General features: G+C 72.5%; 12 protein-coding genes and 1 pseudogene. 2 read left to right on the top strand and 11 right to left on the bottom strand.

Annotation, left to right across the window (positions count from 1 at the left end; all coding sequences use genetic code 11):
- Nucleotides 1-19: 19 nt before the first annotated feature.
- Nucleotides 20-985, bottom strand: a complete 966-nt coding sequence (locus tag ACFWIC_RS15990; RefSeq protein ID WP_355405352.1) for an aldo/keto reductase — start codon at nt 983-985, stop codon at nt 20-22.
- 207 nt (nt 986-1,192) lie between these two features.
- On the opposite strand from ACFWIC_RS15990, the gene ACFWIC_RS15995 reads away from it, so the two are divergent.
- The gene (locus tag ACFWIC_RS15995) at nt 1,193-1,387 is read left to right on the top strand and encodes a hypothetical protein (RefSeq protein WP_329884929.1); all 195 of its coding nucleotides are present in this window, start codon (nt 1,193-1,195) and stop codon (nt 1,385-1,387) included.
- Between the two features lie 42 nt (nt 1,388-1,429).
- Here ACFWIC_RS15995 and ACFWIC_RS16000 read toward each other — a convergent pair whose 3' ends face one another.
- From ACFWIC_RS16000 to ACFWIC_RS16035, 8 genes and pseudogenes are all read right to left on the bottom strand, one after another.
- Nucleotides 1,430-2,536: an endo alpha-1,4 polygalactosaminidase gene (locus ACFWIC_RS16000; RefSeq protein WP_380519001.1), complete on the bottom strand. Its 1,107-nt coding sequence runs from the start codon at nt 2,534-2,536 to the stop codon at nt 1,430-1,432.
- Nucleotides 2,537-2,704: 168 nt separating this feature from the next.
- On the bottom strand, nt 2,705-3,406 hold the full coding sequence (locus tag ACFWIC_RS16005) for a spherulation-specific family 4 protein (protein ID WP_329884931.1): 702 nt from the start codon (nt 3,404-3,406) through the stop codon (nt 2,705-2,707).
- Nucleotides 3,403-4,308 (bottom strand): NAD(P)-dependent oxidoreductase, encoded by a 906-nt coding sequence (locus ACFWIC_RS16010; RefSeq protein ID WP_329948784.1) that lies wholly within the window; start codon nt 4,306-4,308, stop codon nt 3,403-3,405. Before ACFWIC_RS16010 ends, ACFWIC_RS16005 begins: the two co-directional genes overlap by 4 nt.
- A gap of 134 nt (nt 4,309-4,442) precedes the next feature.
- A pseudogene (locus tag ACFWIC_RS16015) lies at nt 4,443-5,150 on the bottom strand (NDP-sugar synthase); the annotation flags it as partial.
- A 70-nt stretch (nt 5,151-5,220) separates the two neighbouring features.
- Nucleotides 5,221-6,213: an SDR family NAD(P)-dependent oxidoreductase gene (locus ACFWIC_RS16020; RefSeq protein WP_329884933.1), complete on the bottom strand. Its 993-nt coding sequence runs from the start codon at nt 6,211-6,213 to the stop codon at nt 5,221-5,223.
- 86 nt (nt 6,214-6,299) lie between these two features.
- Nucleotides 6,300-7,832: a hypothetical protein gene (locus ACFWIC_RS16025; RefSeq protein ID WP_329884934.1), complete on the bottom strand. Its 1,533-nt coding sequence runs from the start codon at nt 7,830-7,832 to the stop codon at nt 6,300-6,302.
- A gap of 73 nt (nt 7,833-7,905) precedes the next feature.
- Nucleotides 7,906-9,411 carry a GT4 family glycosyltransferase PelF gene (pelF, locus tag ACFWIC_RS16030; protein ID WP_355405347.1) on the bottom strand — a complete coding sequence of 502 codons (1,506 nt, stop codon included), beginning with the start codon at nt 9,409-9,411 and terminating at the stop codon, nt 7,906-7,908.
- A 104-nt stretch (nt 9,412-9,515) separates the two neighbouring features.
- Complete coding sequence (locus ACFWIC_RS16035) at nt 9,516-11,903, bottom strand: hypothetical protein (protein ID WP_329884936.1); 2,388 nt, start codon at nt 11,901-11,903, stop codon at nt 9,516-9,518.
- 415 nt (nt 11,904-12,318) lie between these two features.
- On the opposite strand from ACFWIC_RS16035, the gene ACFWIC_RS16040 reads away from it, so the two are divergent.
- A complete protein-coding gene (locus tag ACFWIC_RS16040) occupies nt 12,319-13,227 on the top strand; it encodes a tyrosine-protein phosphatase (protein WP_380519006.1) in 909 nt (302 codons plus the stop codon).
- 130 nt (nt 13,228-13,357) lie between these two features.
- Here the strand turns inward: ACFWIC_RS16040 and ACFWIC_RS16045 are convergent, their stop codons facing one another.
- Nucleotides 13,358-14,335 carry an RNA polymerase sigma factor SigF gene (locus ACFWIC_RS16045; RefSeq protein ID WP_380519009.1) on the bottom strand — a complete coding sequence of 326 codons (978 nt, stop codon included), beginning with the start codon at nt 14,333-14,335 and terminating at the stop codon, nt 13,358-13,360.
- A gap of 191 nt (nt 14,336-14,526) precedes the next feature.
- Nucleotides 14,527-15,372: an RNA polymerase sigma factor SigF gene (locus ACFWIC_RS16050; RefSeq protein WP_329948780.1), complete on the bottom strand. Its 846-nt coding sequence runs from the start codon at nt 15,370-15,372 to the stop codon at nt 14,527-14,529.
- Between the last annotated feature and the right edge of the window lie 25 nt (nt 15,373-15,397).

Here is a 15,397-nt window from a genome sequence, read left to right on the forward strand (position 1 = left end):
TGACGGGAGAGCGCGGCGCTCAGGCGGAGGCGGCGTCCAGCAGGGCGGTCTGCGCCGGGGTGAGCTCCAGTGAGGCGGCGGCCAGCAGCGGCGGGAGCTGCTCGACGGTGCGGGCGCTGACGATCGGGGCGGCGACGGTGGGGCGGGCGGCGAGCCAGGCCAGGGCGACGGAGGCGAGCTCGACGTCCTGCTCCGCGGCGACCGTGTCCAGCGCCTCCAGCACCTTGGGTCCGCGCGCGTCGGCCAGGTAGCGGCTGGCGCCCTCGGCGCGGGCGCTGTCCACACCCTCGCCGCCCGGGCGGTACTTGCCGGTGAGGAAGCCCGAGGCGAGCGCGTAGTACGGCACGGTGGCCAGGCCGCGCTCGGCGACCAGGTCGGCCAGCGGGCCCTCGAAGGTGCCGCGCGAGACCAGGTTGTAGTGCGGCTGGACGGCGACGTACGCGGCCAGGCCCTCGCCCTCGGCGAAGGTGAGCGCCTCGGCCAGCCGCTCGGCGCCGATGTTCGAGGCGGCGACGGCGCGCACCTTGCCCTCGCGCACCAGCTCGTCCAGCGCGGTGACGAACTCCTCGACCGGGGTGTGGTCGTCCTGGTGGGTGTAGTAGAGGTCGATGTGGTCGACGCCGAGACGGCGCAGCGAACCCTCGGCGGACGCCTTGATGTTGGCCGCGCTCAGGCCGCGGGCCTCGGGGTGGAGACCGACCTTGGTGGCGATGACCACGGAGTCACGGTTGCCCCGCTTGCGCAGCCAGTTGCCGAGGATCGTCTCCGACTCGCCGCCGGCGTTGCCGGGCACCCAGGAGGAGTAGGTGTCGGCGGTGTCGACGAAGTTGCCGCCGGCCGCCGCGTAGACGTCGAGGACGGCGAAGGACTGCGCCTCGTCGGCGGTCCAGCCGAAGACGTTGCCGCCGAGGGAGATCGGGAACACCGAGAGGTCGGACGTGCCGAGCTGCACATAACGGGGGGCGTCACTGTGGATTCCGGTCATGATCCGAGTCAACCGGATCGGCCGGGCCGGAATTCCGCGGTCCGGGCAGACTTCACAGGCTTTTCGCACGCCCGTAGCGCTGGGTTCGGCGGGAGTCCGGTACGGGCCGGTCGGGGGCCGGGGCCGGCCCGGTGCCCCTCCCGGCGTGAGCCGGGGAGGGTGCACCGGGGTGTCGGCGCGGTGCGGGGATTCGTTAGAGTCCGTGCCATGGCTGACAACGACTACGACCCCGCCGGCAGCACCCAGATGTTCCGGGCCTTCGTCGACGAGACCCCGGCACCCCAGGCGCCGGGATCCGTCAACACCTACAGCACCAACAGCAACCGCACCGGTGTGATCGCGCTGGTCGCCGTCGTTGCCCTGGTCGTTGTGGGCGCCGTCATCTGGCTGGCTGTCAAGTAACCCTCGCGCCGGAACGCCTGGCGGCTCGGCGGCCCTCCTGCCTCAGCAGGGCTTCCGCCAGGCGTCCAGTTCGAGCTTCTTCTGCATCGAGCTGAGACCCAGCGACTTGGACTGGGCGCAGAACCGGTCGGTGCCGAGCTTGTACTCGACGTGGAACACCGCCTTGCCCGCCTGGATGAAGGGGGAGAGGCGGGCGCACTCGTCGAACTCGGCGCACTCCTCGTTCACGGCGAAGTCGAAGTCGGCCAGCAGGGCGGGGATCTGGTCCAGGTCGTTCTTCAGACCGATCGCGAGGCCGCGCTCGTGGGCGAGCGAGGCCAGCATGCGGTTGTAGCGGAGCTGGTCCTCGGCGGTCAGCGGGAATCCGCTGTTCTGGTTGTACGCCTCGATGGTGTCGGGTTCGACGGCGTCGAAGCCCTTCTGCTTGCACATGTCGAAGCGGGCCGCCATCAGCGGCTTCAGCTGGTCGAGCTTGCGGATGTCGAACCACTTCTCGCCCTTCCACCCGTTGCCGGCGCCCTGCAGGGCCTTGGTGAAGGCGGCGGCGTCGGGGCGGAAGTCCTCCCAGGAACCGGCGTTGATGTAGCAGATCACCTTGCGGCCCTTGGCGTGCAGTGCGGCGACCACCGAGGCGTCGGTCTCGAAGCCGTCGATGTCGTAGACGGGGACGTCGACGGACTGGTCGACGCCGCCGCCGAGCTGCCACTGCCAGGCGAGGCCGGGGGTGGGCTGCCAACGGGTGCCGTTCGAGGTGCCGTTCGGCGTGCCGGTGCCGCCGGTGCCGCCCGTACCCGGGCCGGGCGGCGTCCCCGGTGCGGTGCCCGGGGTGGTGCCCGGGGTGGTGCCGGGCTTGCCCGTCGGGGTGCCCGGCGTGCCCGGGGTGGTGCCGGTCGGGGTGCCCGGTGCGGTGGTGGCGGTGCCGGGCGCGGGCGGGGTGGTGGCCGCCGTGGCGGCGGGGGCCGACGACGAGCTGTCCGGGGCGGTCGGGCTGCCCGGGACCGGGTCGGCGGTGGCCCCCGGGGGCTGGGCGCCGGTGGCGTCGGCCGAGGAGGTGTCCTCGTCATCCGGGCCGGAGCTGCTGCACGAGGTCGCCAGCAGGGCCGTGGCGAGGGCGAGGGCGGCCAGGAGCGGCCGGGTACGACGGGTCACGGTGCTCGAACTCCGGGTCTGGTCAGGTCCGTTCGGCAACGGGCGGGTCGGTGGCGATCGGTGGGTGTGCGGGCCGGGCGGCAGTCGGCGATCCGCTGACTGCCGGTCCGGTGGTCGGTCGGGCGGCCGGTCCGGTGGTGCCGGGTCGGCCGTGCGCGGCCGGGACCGTCACGCCGGCGACGCCAGGTCGGGGGCGGTCAGGTCGTGCGGCAGGGTGCTCCAGGGGTTGTCCCCGGCGCCCGGGACCGCGCAGCCCGCGCCGGCCCGGCGGGCGGCGATCAGTGCGGTGGCCTCGCGGGCCCGCTCGGCGGGCACGTCGTAGACCAGGTGGCAGAACCGGGCGGCGGCGTGCCGGCCGGTCCAGAGCGGCAGGGTGAGCGACTGGTAGGCCGTCCAGTCCCCTTCGAAGGTGACCAGCAGGTCGGCGAGCCCCACCTCGGCGTACCCCGGGTCGGGGTGGTCGCCGTGCCCGAACACCACCGTGGAGCACCCGGCGGCCCGGGCCGCGGTGGCGAGGCGGCGGTAGTGCGGCAGGGCGCCCGGCTGGGTGGACACCTGGTCGAGGTAGACGCCGGTGATGCCGTGCCGCTGGCGGTAGGTCAGGACGTCGTTCACCACGGCGGCGTGCGACCGCCGACCGTAGTCGGTGTCGGCGTAGCCGAGCAGCGGCAGACCGGCGGCACGGAGCTGCTCGGCGGCGTCGGTGAAGACGTGGTCCGGATCGCCGGGGCCGTCGGCCAGGTTGAGCACGACGGCGGCGATCCGCTTCGGGTCGGCGGCGGCGACCGCCTGCCAGGCCGCCGGGTCCACCGCGGGGTGGACGTACAGCGGCACCAGCAGGCGGCCGTCGTGGTGGCTTGCGCCGGTCATGCGGCGACCAGCGGTTCGGTGGAGAGCCAGAGGTCGCGCAGCGTCTCGTCGAGCCCCGTCTCCGGCCGCCAGCCGAGCGTCCGGGCGGCGGCCGACACGTCGGCCTGCTGCCAGGAGACGGCCGCGGACCGCTCGGAACCGGCGCCGCTCTCGTCGATCCGGCCGGTGAATCCGGCCGCCGTGACCAGGCCGTCGGCGATCGCCCGGACCGGCCTGGCCGTTCCGGAGGCGAGGTTGAGCACCCTGGGCAGCGGGCCCTGCGCGGTGACGGCCAGACCGACCGCGCGGGCGATGTCCCGGGCGTCGACGAAGTCGCGGTGGGCCGAGAGGTCCCCGACCTTCACCACGCCCTCGGCGCCGTCCGGGGCGGCCCGGCGCAGTTCGGCGGCGAGCCGCCCGGGCAGCGAGCCCGCCGGGGCACCCGGGCCGACCGGGTTGAACACCCGCAGCACCACGGCGTCCAGCGGCGAGCCGGCCACCGCGAGGGAGCCGGCCAGCTTGGTGGCGCCGTAGACGCCGACCGGGCGGGCGTCGGCGTCCTCGTCGAGCGAGCTGCCGGGCGGGCAGACGCCGTACTCGCCGGCCGAGCCGATGTGCACCAGCCGGGCCTTCGGGGCACCCTGTTCGAGCGCCTCGCAGAGCACGGCCGGGCCGCGGGCGTTGACCTCGGCGAGCTTGACGGCGCTGCCGGCCACCGCACCGGCGAAGTTGACCACCGCGTCGGGGGCGAGCGCGGCCAGCTCCTCGCCGAGCGGGCCCGACCCGGCGGCTGCCAGGTCGAGGCGCAGGTCGTGGTCGGGCCGCCGTCCGGCGGTCAGCACGGTGGCCCCGGGCAGGGACCGCAGGACGACGGCGGCGTGCCGGCCGAGAAAGCCGTCGGCACCGAGCAGAAGGATTCTCACGCGGCCCGTCCGTCGTTCTCTGAACCGGCCTGGCCCACCGCGGCGGGCTGGTCGGCGACGTCCGGTGCGGTACGGGCGGCCGGGATCGGCAGCTCCTGCTCGCTCGGCACGGCGTACAGGCCCTCCGCGGCCTCGCCCGGGAGCAGCAGCGACCGGTTGAGCGCGAACTCGGCGTTGGCCCGGTCGTAGTCGTCCGGGCGCCCGATGTCGAGCCAGTAGCCGTCGAACTCGTAGGCGGCCGGCGGCGTCTTGGCGGCGAGCAGGTCCAGGACCAGTTCGTCGAAGCCGAGGGGCAGGCCCGGGGTGTACTTGGCCAGCGCCGAGCGCGAGACGCCGTACACGCCCATCGAGACCCGGTAGTCGATGGTCGGCTTCTCCTGGAAGCCGGTGATCGAGCCGGCCTCGGTGGTCAGGACGCCGAAGTCGATCCTCACCTGGCGGGCGTAGGTGGCGATGGTCAGCGGCGACCCGGACGCCTCGTGGTGCTTGAGCACACCGGCGAAGTCCAGGTCGGTGAGGACGTCGCCGTTCATCACCAGGAAGTGCTCGGGCAGCCGGTCCTGCAGGGTGAGCAGCGGGCCGAGGGTGCCGAGCGGGCTGTCCTCGACGGCGTAGCCGACCCGCAGGCCCCACTGGGAGCCGTTGCCGACGTAGGCGCGGATGATGTGGCCGAGGTGGCCGATGGCCAGGGTGACGGTCTTGAAGCCCGCGGCGGCGAGCTGACGCATCACGATCTCCAGGATCGCGTGCTGGTCGCCGATCGGGACGAGCGGCTTGGGAAGGGCGGTGGTGTACGGGCGGAGGCGGACGCCCTTACCGCCGGCCAGGATCACTGCGTGCATGGTGTTTCCCCCACGGAAGTCGGTGCGACAGGGGCCTTCGATGCCGGGAGCGGACGGAAGGCGGGCTGGGTCAGACGTTGTAGATGTCGGTCTTGTAGCGGGCCAGGTTGGCCGGGTCGCGGAAGAACTCGATGGTCTGCTCCAGGCCCTCTTCGAGGGAGTACTGCGGAGCCCAGCCGGTGGCGGTGCGCAGCCGGGTGGCGTCGGCCACCAGGCGCATGACCTCGGAGTTGGCCGGACGGATGCGCTGCTCGTCCTCCTTCACCGTGACGTCGACGCCCATCAGCTTGCCGACCAGGATCACCAGGTCGCCGACCGAGATCTCGCCGCCGGTGCCGGCGTTGAACGTCCGGCCGACCACGGTCTCGGCGGGGGCGGTGCCGACCGTGCGGAAGGCCAGCGCGGTGTCCTTGACGAACATGAAGTCGCGGGTCGGACGCAGGTCGCCGAGGGTGATCTCGGTCTCGCCGGCGGCCAGCTGGGCGATCACGGTCGAGATGACGGCGCGCATCGACTGGCGCGGGCCGAAGGTGTTGAACGGGCGCAGCGTGACGACCGGCGTCTCGAAGCTCGCGTGGTAGCTGTCGGCCAGCCGGTCCCCGCCGGCCTTGGAGGCGGCGTACGGGGACTGCGTGTTGATCGGGTGGTCCTCGCTGATCGGCACGGTCTGCGCGGTGCCGTAGGTCTCGCTGGTGGAGGTGTGCACCAGGCGGGGGATGTCCAGGTGACGCACCGCCTCCAGCACGTTGAGGGTGCCGGTCACGTTGGTCTCGATGTACGAGTGCGGTGCCTGGTAGGAGTACGGGATCGCGATCAGGGCGGCCAGGTGGTAGACCGCCTCGGTGCCCTTGACCAGGCCGTTGACCGACCCCGGGTCGCGGACGTCGCCGAGGACGATCTCGACCGAGTCCAGCACCTCCTTGGAGAGGGTCTCCAGCCAGCCGAACGACGAGAAGGAGTTGTACTGGACCATCGCGCGGACGTGGTGGCCGTCGGCCACCAGGGCCTCGACGAGGTGGGAGCCGATGAAGCCCTCGGCTCCGGTGATGGCGACGCTGCTCATACGGTGATTCGCTTTCTTCTCTCTGGGGACTGGCTTTCTGGGACCGGGCCGGGTGTGTGAACGGTGGTGACCCGGCCGGTGGTGGTTCAGCGGTGCTTGGTGGTGCGGCCGAGCACGGGCCCGGCGATGGCGGTGAGGAGCGCGGCCGAGGCCCCGCAGCCGATCAGCTGCAGGAGGGTCGGGTCCACACCGGTCAGCAGCCCGGCGCACTCGGCACCCGCGGCGGCCAGACAGATGAGGGCGGTGCTCCAGCTGAGCCCGAAGGCGTTCAGCAGCAGCGCCAGCCAGAGCGAGCCGCCCAGCAGCAGCAGCGCGCCGAGCTCCGGGACGCCCAGCGCCGGGGCGCCGGGCCAGAGCACGGTGGCGGCGGCGTCGAGGGCGGCCACGGTGGTGAGGTAGATGAACAGGCATCCGAGCAGCACGCCGCCGGTGCGGCGGACGAACTCGATCGGCGTGTGGCTGGTCCGCAGCGCGGCCACCGCCATCGCCCGGTACCGGAAGAGCAGCCACTCGGCGAGGCCGAGACTGAGCGTCAGGGCGATCATGGCCGGCCCCGTCGGGCTGGCCGAGGCGCCCTCGGCGGCTCCGGTGCGCACCGCCTCGTGCACGGTGACGCCGAGGCCGGCGATCATGGTCAGGGTGCCGACCGCCAGGCCGAACAGCAGGTGCGGCACCTCCTTGACGAGCGGCAGCCGCAACGGCACCGGCTCCGGCTCGCTGCGACGACAGCGCACCAGCTCCCGGGCGGCCAGGCCGATCGCCAGGCCGAGGGAGGCCAGCAGCACCGCGGTGCGGACCACCTGCGGCACGTCGACGGCGAGCACCACGCCGGCGCCGAGCGCGGACGGTGCCAGCGCGAGCAGCAGGAACTTCTCCCGGCCGAGCACCAGCAGCACGGTGGCCGCCGCCAGGTAGCCGGACTGCCCGGCGGCGAAGCAGAGCGCGCCCAGCGGCCCGCCGACCACGTACCCGGCGGTGGCGGAGGCCACCGCACCCAGCGGTGCCCCGATCGCGAGGCAGGCGGCGGCGGACCGGCGCCGGCCCCGGCCGAGCCAGGCGTACGAGCGGTGCGCCAGTGCCTGGTTCCAGGCCCAGCTGGCCAGGGTGGCGACGGAGAGCGCGAGCATGCCCGAGGGCAGCCCGAACCGCATCCGGTCGGCGGCGAACAGGTTGGCGCCCAGCAGGTAGCCGAGGCCGGGCAGGGCGAACACCAGGCCCCGGACCACGCAGCGCCAGGGGTCGGCCCGCCAGGGGTTGGCGAACTCGGCGCTCGGGCCGGGGTAGCGGCGCTCGACCTTCTCGAACAGCTCCGCGGCGACGGTGAAGGAGTCGGGGCGGCCGTACAGCAGGGCCGCCTGCTCGTCGGAGAGGCCGTCGGACTCCAGGAAGGCCGCGATCTCGTACGGGTGGACGGCGTCCGCGCAGACGTCGCGCAGCCGCTCGGCGAGCTCGTCCAGCGGGTCGGGGGAGAGGTCGAGCGGGTCCTCGGCCGGTTCGGGGCGCTGCTCGGGCAGGACCGGGCGGCGCCGCCCCCGCGGCGGGAGGGTGCGCAGCTGCACGGTCTGCTCGGCCCAGTCGGGTCCGGCCTCGTCGGGGACGAGACGGAGGGGACCGCTCATGCGCCCACCTCGCTGCGCTCGGCGGCCGCTTCGCGGCACGCGCACCTGCTGATGATTCGCTCGCTGCGCTCGCTCATGCCGTGACCTCGCTGCGCTCGTGCTCGGACGGCTGCTCCCAGTCCGGGTCCGGCGGGCCGTCCGTGACGGCGACCACGCCTTCCGGCAGCCAGCGGGAGGTGCCCAGCAGCTCGGTGTAGATGCCGCGGAAGCCGTCGATGTTCTGGCGGAGCGTGAACTGCTCGATCACCCGCAGCCGGGCCTGCTCACCGAGCCGGGCCCGCCGCTCCGGGTCGCGCAGCAGCTCGATCGCGGCGGCCGCCATCGGCTCGGGCTCGCGCGGCGGAACGACCAGGCCGGTGTCGCCGACCGCCTCGCGCACACCGCCGACGTCGGTCGAGACGGTGGAGCGGCCGCAGGACATGGCCTCGATCAGGGTGAACGGGAAGCCCTCGCTGATCGAGGAGAGCATCACCACGTTCCCCGCGGCGTACGCGTCGGTGATGTCCGCGACGCGGCCCTCGAAGGCCACCGAGTCGGCGACGCCGAGCTCGGCGGCCAGGGCTATGCATCCGTCGCGGTACGCCTCGCCGCCCTTGGGCGTGCCGCCGAACAACCGCAGCCGTGCCTCGGGTATCTCCTGCTGGACGATCGCGAAGGCCCGGATCAGCGTCTCCAGGTCCTTGATCGGGTCGACCCGGCCGGCCCAGCTGAGGGTGGGGGTCTCCGGCTCGGGTCCGGCGGGCGGGAAGGCCGCCGGGTCGACACCGTTGTAGACGGTCCGGATGTGCGCGGAGGGCGTGCCGCCGCGCTCCTCCCAGCGCCGGTTGTACCGGTTCCCGGGGGTGACCAGCGCGGCCCGCCGGTAGCTCTCCTCGGCGAGCATCCGGTAGAAGCCGAGCAGCAGGGCCTTGACCGGCCAGCGGTACGGGCCGGTGCGGTAGCCGAGGTAGCGCTCGCGCAGGTAGATGCCGTGCTCGGTGAGGAGAAACGGTACGCCGTACTGCTGGGAGGCGATCAGGCCGGGCAGGGTGGCGAGGCCGCCGCTGGCTGCGTGCGCCACACCGTCGCGGGGCGGCTCGACCGAGAGCGGCCGGAGGGCGTGCTCCAGCAGGTCGGTGGCGTTCAGCGCGTCGTGCAGGGTGGGCCGGGAGACGGCGGTGGAGAGGTAGTCGCGGGTCCAGACGTGCTGGAGGGTGCGCAGGGCCCGCTCGCTGCGCAGCGCCGGGCTGAGCAGCCCGCGCCGGGCGAGGTCGGCGAAGCCGTACAGCTCGGTGCCGAAGTGGGTGGTGTAGACCGGGTCCAGGATGGAGTGCAGGAAGCGCTCGTAGGCGTTGAGGAAGCGCCGCATCTCCTTGCCGCGCGGTGCCCGGCCGTCCGCGGCCGGTGCCCAGAGCGGCGCGGTGGTGACGGACCGCACGTTGGCGGGCAGTTCCCAGGCCAGTGGTTCGTGGCCGGTTCCGGTGACGGCGATGATGTCGAAGTCGACGTCCGGCATGCCCTGGACGAGCTGGTCGCACCAGACGCTGACACCACCGTGCTGGTGCGGGTACGTCCCCTCGGTGAGCAGGGTGACGCGCATCTCTGTCCCCCCTCCTGTTCTTGCGTCAAGCACCCGGCCGTGGTGGCCGGGTCGGGTGGTTCCGGTGGCGGGCCGGGAGGACCGGCCCGCCACCGGGTCACCGTTTAGCGGGTGCCGGTCTTGCCGGCGGTCTTCTTGGCGGGTTCGGCCTTCCCCCCGGAGGCCTTGCCGTGCTGCGGGGTGGTGCCCTTGCCGGCGGCCTTCCCGGCGGTACCGGTCGTGCTACCAGCAGTGGTACCAGTGACCGCGCCCTTGCCGGCCACCGGGGCCCCGCTTCCGGGGACCAGGGTCGGCGCGTCGGTGCGGTCGGTGTCGCCCGGGCCGGCCGGGACGGCGTCCGCCGTGCCCTGCGGCACGACCTTGGTGTCGCTCGGCGCCGGGGCGGTGACCGACTTGGCGGCGACGCTCGGGCTGGTGCCGGCCGGGGCGGCCGGGGTGCCCGCGGCGGGCAGCTTCAGCTGGATGCCGCTCTGCAGCTGGCCGGGCTTGACCCAGCCGGAGAGCGAACCGGCGTAGGCGGTGCCGAACGCGGTGCTGCCGATGGCGAGCTGCTGGACGGTGCCGGTCGGCATGGTGGCCTGGACCTGGACGCCGGCCGGGGCGTTCACCGTGACGGTGTCGCCGGTCCGGTAGGCGGTGACCTGGCCGGAGGAGAGCGCCGTGTTCCAGGCCGCGCGGCGCTGGAACTCGACGCCGAGGTCCTTCTGCGCCAGGTTCACGATCGGGGTGTTGTCGGCGTGCAGCGACCGGTAGGTCGAGAGGATCCGCTCCAGCACCGGGTAGACGATCCGGTCCTCGGCCAGGTTCGACTGGTGGATGAAGTGCGGCCGCGGGTCGTTGCTCAGCACGTGGCCGAGGTCGATCCGGGCCTCCAGCGGAACGATGTACGAGAGGTAGCCGGTGTTCACGTCCAGCGGCGTCGGCAGGCAGGTGGAGTTGGCGTTGTTCTCGCAGACGCCGCTGCCACCGTTGGCCGCGCTGGTGTAGATCCAGTTGTACTCGTCCGTCTGCTCCTTCGCCGTGGCGGCGTTGTAGAAGACGTTCATCGGGTAGCGCGGCACGGTCAGCGTGGACGAGCCGACGGCCCGCTGGGCGGGCTCGCGGGACGCGTCGCTGGCGGTCCACTTGACCCCGTTGGCGGCCAGCGCGGGAGCCAGGAACGGGTTGTCGCTGGTCTCCTGCGGGGCGGTCAGCAGGCCGGAGTGCTCGCCGGTGACGAGCTCCGTCTTGTCCAGCGTGAGGCCCCGGGCGGTGGCCCAGTCGAGGTTGTTCTTGATCTGCGAGCTGATGGTCGCCTGGTCGATCCAGACGGTGTTGCCCGCGCCGTCCTTGGAGCACTTCCACGGGACCACCGAGACGTCCTGGAGGCAGCCCAGGTACGGGTGGGTGTAGGTGTGGTTGACCCAGCGGTAGCTGGTCTGGTCGGCGATCATCTGGTCCACCACCGGGTCGGTGGTGGTCTCGTGGTCGACCTTCCAGTCCTCGCTGCCACCGCCGTTGAACACCATGTCCATGGTGAAGTTGTTGGTGGTCTGCCACTGCTTCGCGAACTGCGCGTCGGCGACCGACATCCGGATCGGGTTGGCCGTCTCGGGGGTGCCGGGCGGGCAGGTGACGTCACCGGGGGTGCACTTGAGGACGGTGTCCCAGCGGTCGTCGGCGAGGAAGACGTCGTCGACGTGGGCAGCGAAGTAGTTGCGGTCGTAGCCGAGGTGGACACCCTGGGTTATCCAGTCGACTATGCCGCGGGCCAGCAGGCGGTACTGCTGCTGGTACTGGTTGTAGACGAAGGTGACGACCAGTTCCTTGCGGCCGTCGTGGCTGTACTCGCCGACCAGCGAGCCCTTGGCGGTGCTGCCGGGGATCGGCACCTCGACCAGCGGGGTGAAGCTCGATCCGGCCGGCAGCGTGGCCAGCGGGGTGGCCAGGTAGCCGTAGCTCTCGGAGACGCTGGGGTCGTTGTCCTCGAACGGGACGGAACCCTTGAGGTACCCGAACGGCCCCGTCAGGCCGGCCGTGGAGACCTGTCCCTGGAAGCCGTCCAGCGTGCCCATGTAGCCCGGGTTGACGGCCCAGTTCAGGCCGACCTCGGGCCGGGCGTAGGTGTAGGCGTCGACCTGGCGGACGTTGAACGCCGCCTCGTACGTGGCGATCGCGGTCATCTCGGCGGAGCCGGCCGCGAACGGGTTGTCGTTGGGCAGCACGATGCCCTGGTACTTGCCGCGCGGCTGCCCGTTCAGCGTGTCGCTGAGGAAGGCGGCGTCGATCACCGGGCGGTTGGCGTCGTTCAGGTCGACGATCTTGTACGGGGTGCCCTGGCTCTTGAGCTCGGCGGCGATCGCCGCCGTCGCCGGTCCGCCGTCACTGATGACCAGGACCGTGAGGTCGATCCGGGGCGTGGTGGTGGCACCGTGTGCGAGGGACGACTGCAGGCCACCGGCCAGCAGAACGGCTGCCGCGCAGGCGGCAACTCTTCGGGTCGCTCGACCCATGTTGTCTTTCCTCCCCTGGGCAGGGCGCTCCGCTGCTCGGCACTCGCCTGCCCTGTCGCTGTTCGCAGGCAGCATGCTGCCCGGCGCCCATCCTGGTGGAGAGTCCGTTCCAGGTGGGACCAAATGGGCAGGAGTGCAGCGAATCTGTTACCAACGTTCATGGTCGGGCCATGAAAGCGCTGATTGTGGCCGGAACGGCACCGGCTGCGCAAATAATCAATTAAAAATTAAAACCCGAAGCCTGAGCGTTACCGCTGCTCACCCACCGTGTGGTCCGGGCGGGCGAGGTGGACCCTACACTGGCGGCGTCGCGCCTCACACTCTCGCACACCCTGCCGTTTCGATGGGCAGGTTCATGCAATATCGCGCAGGGTTGTGCCACGTCACCGTCCGAATATCCAATGGAGGCCGCCGCGTGACCGAACAGCAGACCGAGACCGCCGTTTTCCCGGCCGCCCGCAGCCTGGGTCTGTTCGGTGCCGTCAATGCCCGCGACCTCGGTGGCTATCGGACGGTCGGCGGGCGGCTCCTCCGCCCCGGTGCCGTACTGCGCAGCGACGGGCTCAACCGGCTCACCGACGAGGACCTCGCCCTGCTGGCCGCGCTGGGCCTGCGGCAGGTCGTCGACCTGCGCAGCCTGGAGGAAGTGCGCGAGGCGGGCCCCGACCGGGTGCCCGGCCTGCCGGTCGCGGTGATCGCCGACGCCGAGCACTCCGCCACCGCGATCACCGTGGAACGCGCCGCGCCCGACGGCGTGACCCTTCATCACCTGCCCGTTTTCGCGGCGGACTTCGATATTTTCGCGGCACTGCGGGAAGCGCTCGGTGACCGTAGCCCGGAGAAGCAGCGCGCCCTGCTCGGTGACGGCCGGGCCGGCGCGATGATGACGGGCCTCTACCGGTGGTTCGTCACCGACCGGATCGCCCGCGAACGATTCTCGGCCGTCCTGCGCCTGCTGGCCGCGCCGGGCGGTGCGCCGCTGCTCTTCCACTGTTCGGCCGGAAAGGACCGCACCGGCTGGACGGCGGCCGTGCTGCTCACCGCGCTCGGCGTCGATCGGGAGACCGTGTTCGCCGACTACCTGCTCACCAACGAGCGGTCGGCCGCGATCGTGGCCTCGATCGTGGAGAGCTTCCGCGCCCGGGGGCTGATGCACGAGCCGGAGCTGCTGCTGCCGGTCTTCCGGGCCGAGCGCTGCTACCTGGAGGCGGCGTTCGAGGAGGTCGAGTCCGGATGGTCCGGTTTCGAGGCGTTCTGGACGGACGGCCTCGGTCTGGACGACGAGGTGCTGGCCGGTCTGCGCGCCAACCTGCTGGAGCCGTAGGGCCCGCCCGGCCCCGGCCCGCCCGGCGATCCGCCGGGCGTTCGGTCTGACCGGCGATCCGCGGGTGCCCCGGCGCCGGGTGCGCGTCCGGCGGGAGCCGTCGGGCACGCACCCGGTCGGGACGACGGAGTCACCCCTCGCTGATCAGGCCCTCGCGCAGCTGGGTGAGGGTCTTGGTCAGCAGCCGGGAGACGTGCATCTGGGAGATGCCGATCTCGTCGCCGATCTGCGACTGGGTGAGGTTGCCGAAGAACCGCAGCATGATGATCCGGCGCTCGCGCGGCGGCAGCTTCGCCAGCAGCGGCTTGAGCGACTCCCGGTACTCCACGCCCTCCAGCGCGAGGTCCTCGTAGCCGAGCCGCTCGGCCAGCGGTCCGTCGCCGTCCTCCTCGCCCGGGCTGGAGTCCAGCGAGCTGGCGGTGTACGCGTTGCCGACCGCCAGGCCCTCGACCACGTCCTCCTCGCTGACGCCGAGGCAGACGGCCAGCTCGGCGACGGTGGGGGAGCGGTCCAGCCGCTGGGAGAGCTCGTCGCCGGCCTTGGTGAGTGCCAGGCGCAGCTCCTGGAGCCGCCGGGGCACCCGGACCGACCAGCTGGTGTCCCGGAAGAAGCGCTTGATCTCCCCGACCACCGTCGGCATCGCGAAGGTCGGGAACTCGACCCCGCGCTCCGGGTCGAACCGGTCGATCGCCTTGATCAGGCCGATCGTGCCGACCTGGACGATGTCCTCCATCGGCTCGTTGCGGCTGCGGAACCGGGCCGAGGCGTACCGGACCAGCGGCAGGTTCAGCTCGATCAGCGTGTCGCGGACGTACGTGTGTTCGGCGCTGCCGGGGGCCAGGGCGGCCAGTCGCAGGAACAGCGAGCGGGAGAGCGTCCGGGTGTCCAGCCCGGCGCCGGACGGCGCCGGGGCGGCCTCCGGGACCGGCTCGGGGCCCGCCTCCGCGGTGCTCGGCCCGGCTGCCTCCGGGCCCGCCCCGGGGGGTGCTCCCGCTTCGGCGCCGGGTGGCGCGGCCGGGCCCCGCCGGAACGGGATCCGGTCGACGGCGAACGTCGCTCCTTCGGCCTGACCAGCGTGGATCTCCGCAGTGCCCAGCTCTCCGGACATGCACCCACCCCCTTGTGACTGACAGTTGAACGGGTGCCGTCGCCCGGCGGTTCCCGAGCGATGCCTTCCCCCTCCATACCGGAACACGGTCTCCGGCAAACCAGGGGGTCGCAAGACGTCACGCGCCGGTAACGCGGAGCGATCCCGCCGTCGCACGGAGCGCCGTCCTGTTTTGTCGGGGATTGTGACGGTCAGTCTTCCCAGGAGTTGCCGGTCCGAAGCCTGGCCAGGATCCGGGAGAGCAGCCGGGAGACGTGCATCTGGGACATGCCCAGCTCGGTGCTGATCTGGGACTGCGTCAGGTTGGCGAAGAACCGCAGCATGACGATCCGTCGTTCCCGCTCCGGCAGCTGCACCAGGAGGTGACGGACCATGTCCCGGTGCTCCACCTCGGCCAGCGCGGAGTCCTCGTAGCCGAGCCGGTCGAGGAGGGCCAGCCCGCCCTCGTGCTCCTGCGCGGCCTCCAGCGACGCCGCGTTGTACGCCCGGCCGGCGTCCAGGCAGGCGCGGACGTCCTCCTCGGGGATGCGCAGGCTGGCGGCGATCTCGGGGACCTTGGGGGCCCGGCCGTGCGTGACCGTCAGCTCCTCCATCGCTCCGCTGACCTGGACCCAGAGCTCCTGGAGCCGGCGCGGGACGTGCATGGTGCGGACGTTGTCCCGGAAGTAGCGCTTGATCTCGCCGAGGATGGTCGGCAGTGCGTAGGTCGGGAACTGCACGCCCCGGGTGGGGTCGAACCGGTCGATGGCGTTGATCAGGCCGATCGTGCCGACCTGGACGACGTCCTCCATCGGTTCGCTGCGGCTGCGGAACCGCGTGGCGGCGTACCGGACCAGCGGGATGTTGACCTCGATCAGTGCCGCCCGGACCCGCTCCCGCTCGGGGGCGTCCGGGGGCAGCTCGGCGAGCCGCTCGAAGAGCACCCGGGTCAGGGTCCGGACGTCCACCGTCGGACGGCCTCCGGGGCCGCGCAGGCCGTCCGGGCGGAGTTCGCCGGCCGGGCTGATCACGGTGGCCAGCACCTCGTCGTCCGGCACGCTCCCTGGTGTCCGCACGGACACG

Source organism: Kitasatospora sp. NPDC127035 (assembly GCF_042726075.1).
Lineage (GTDB): Bacteria > Actinomycetota > Actinomycetes > Streptomycetales > Streptomycetaceae > Kitasatospora.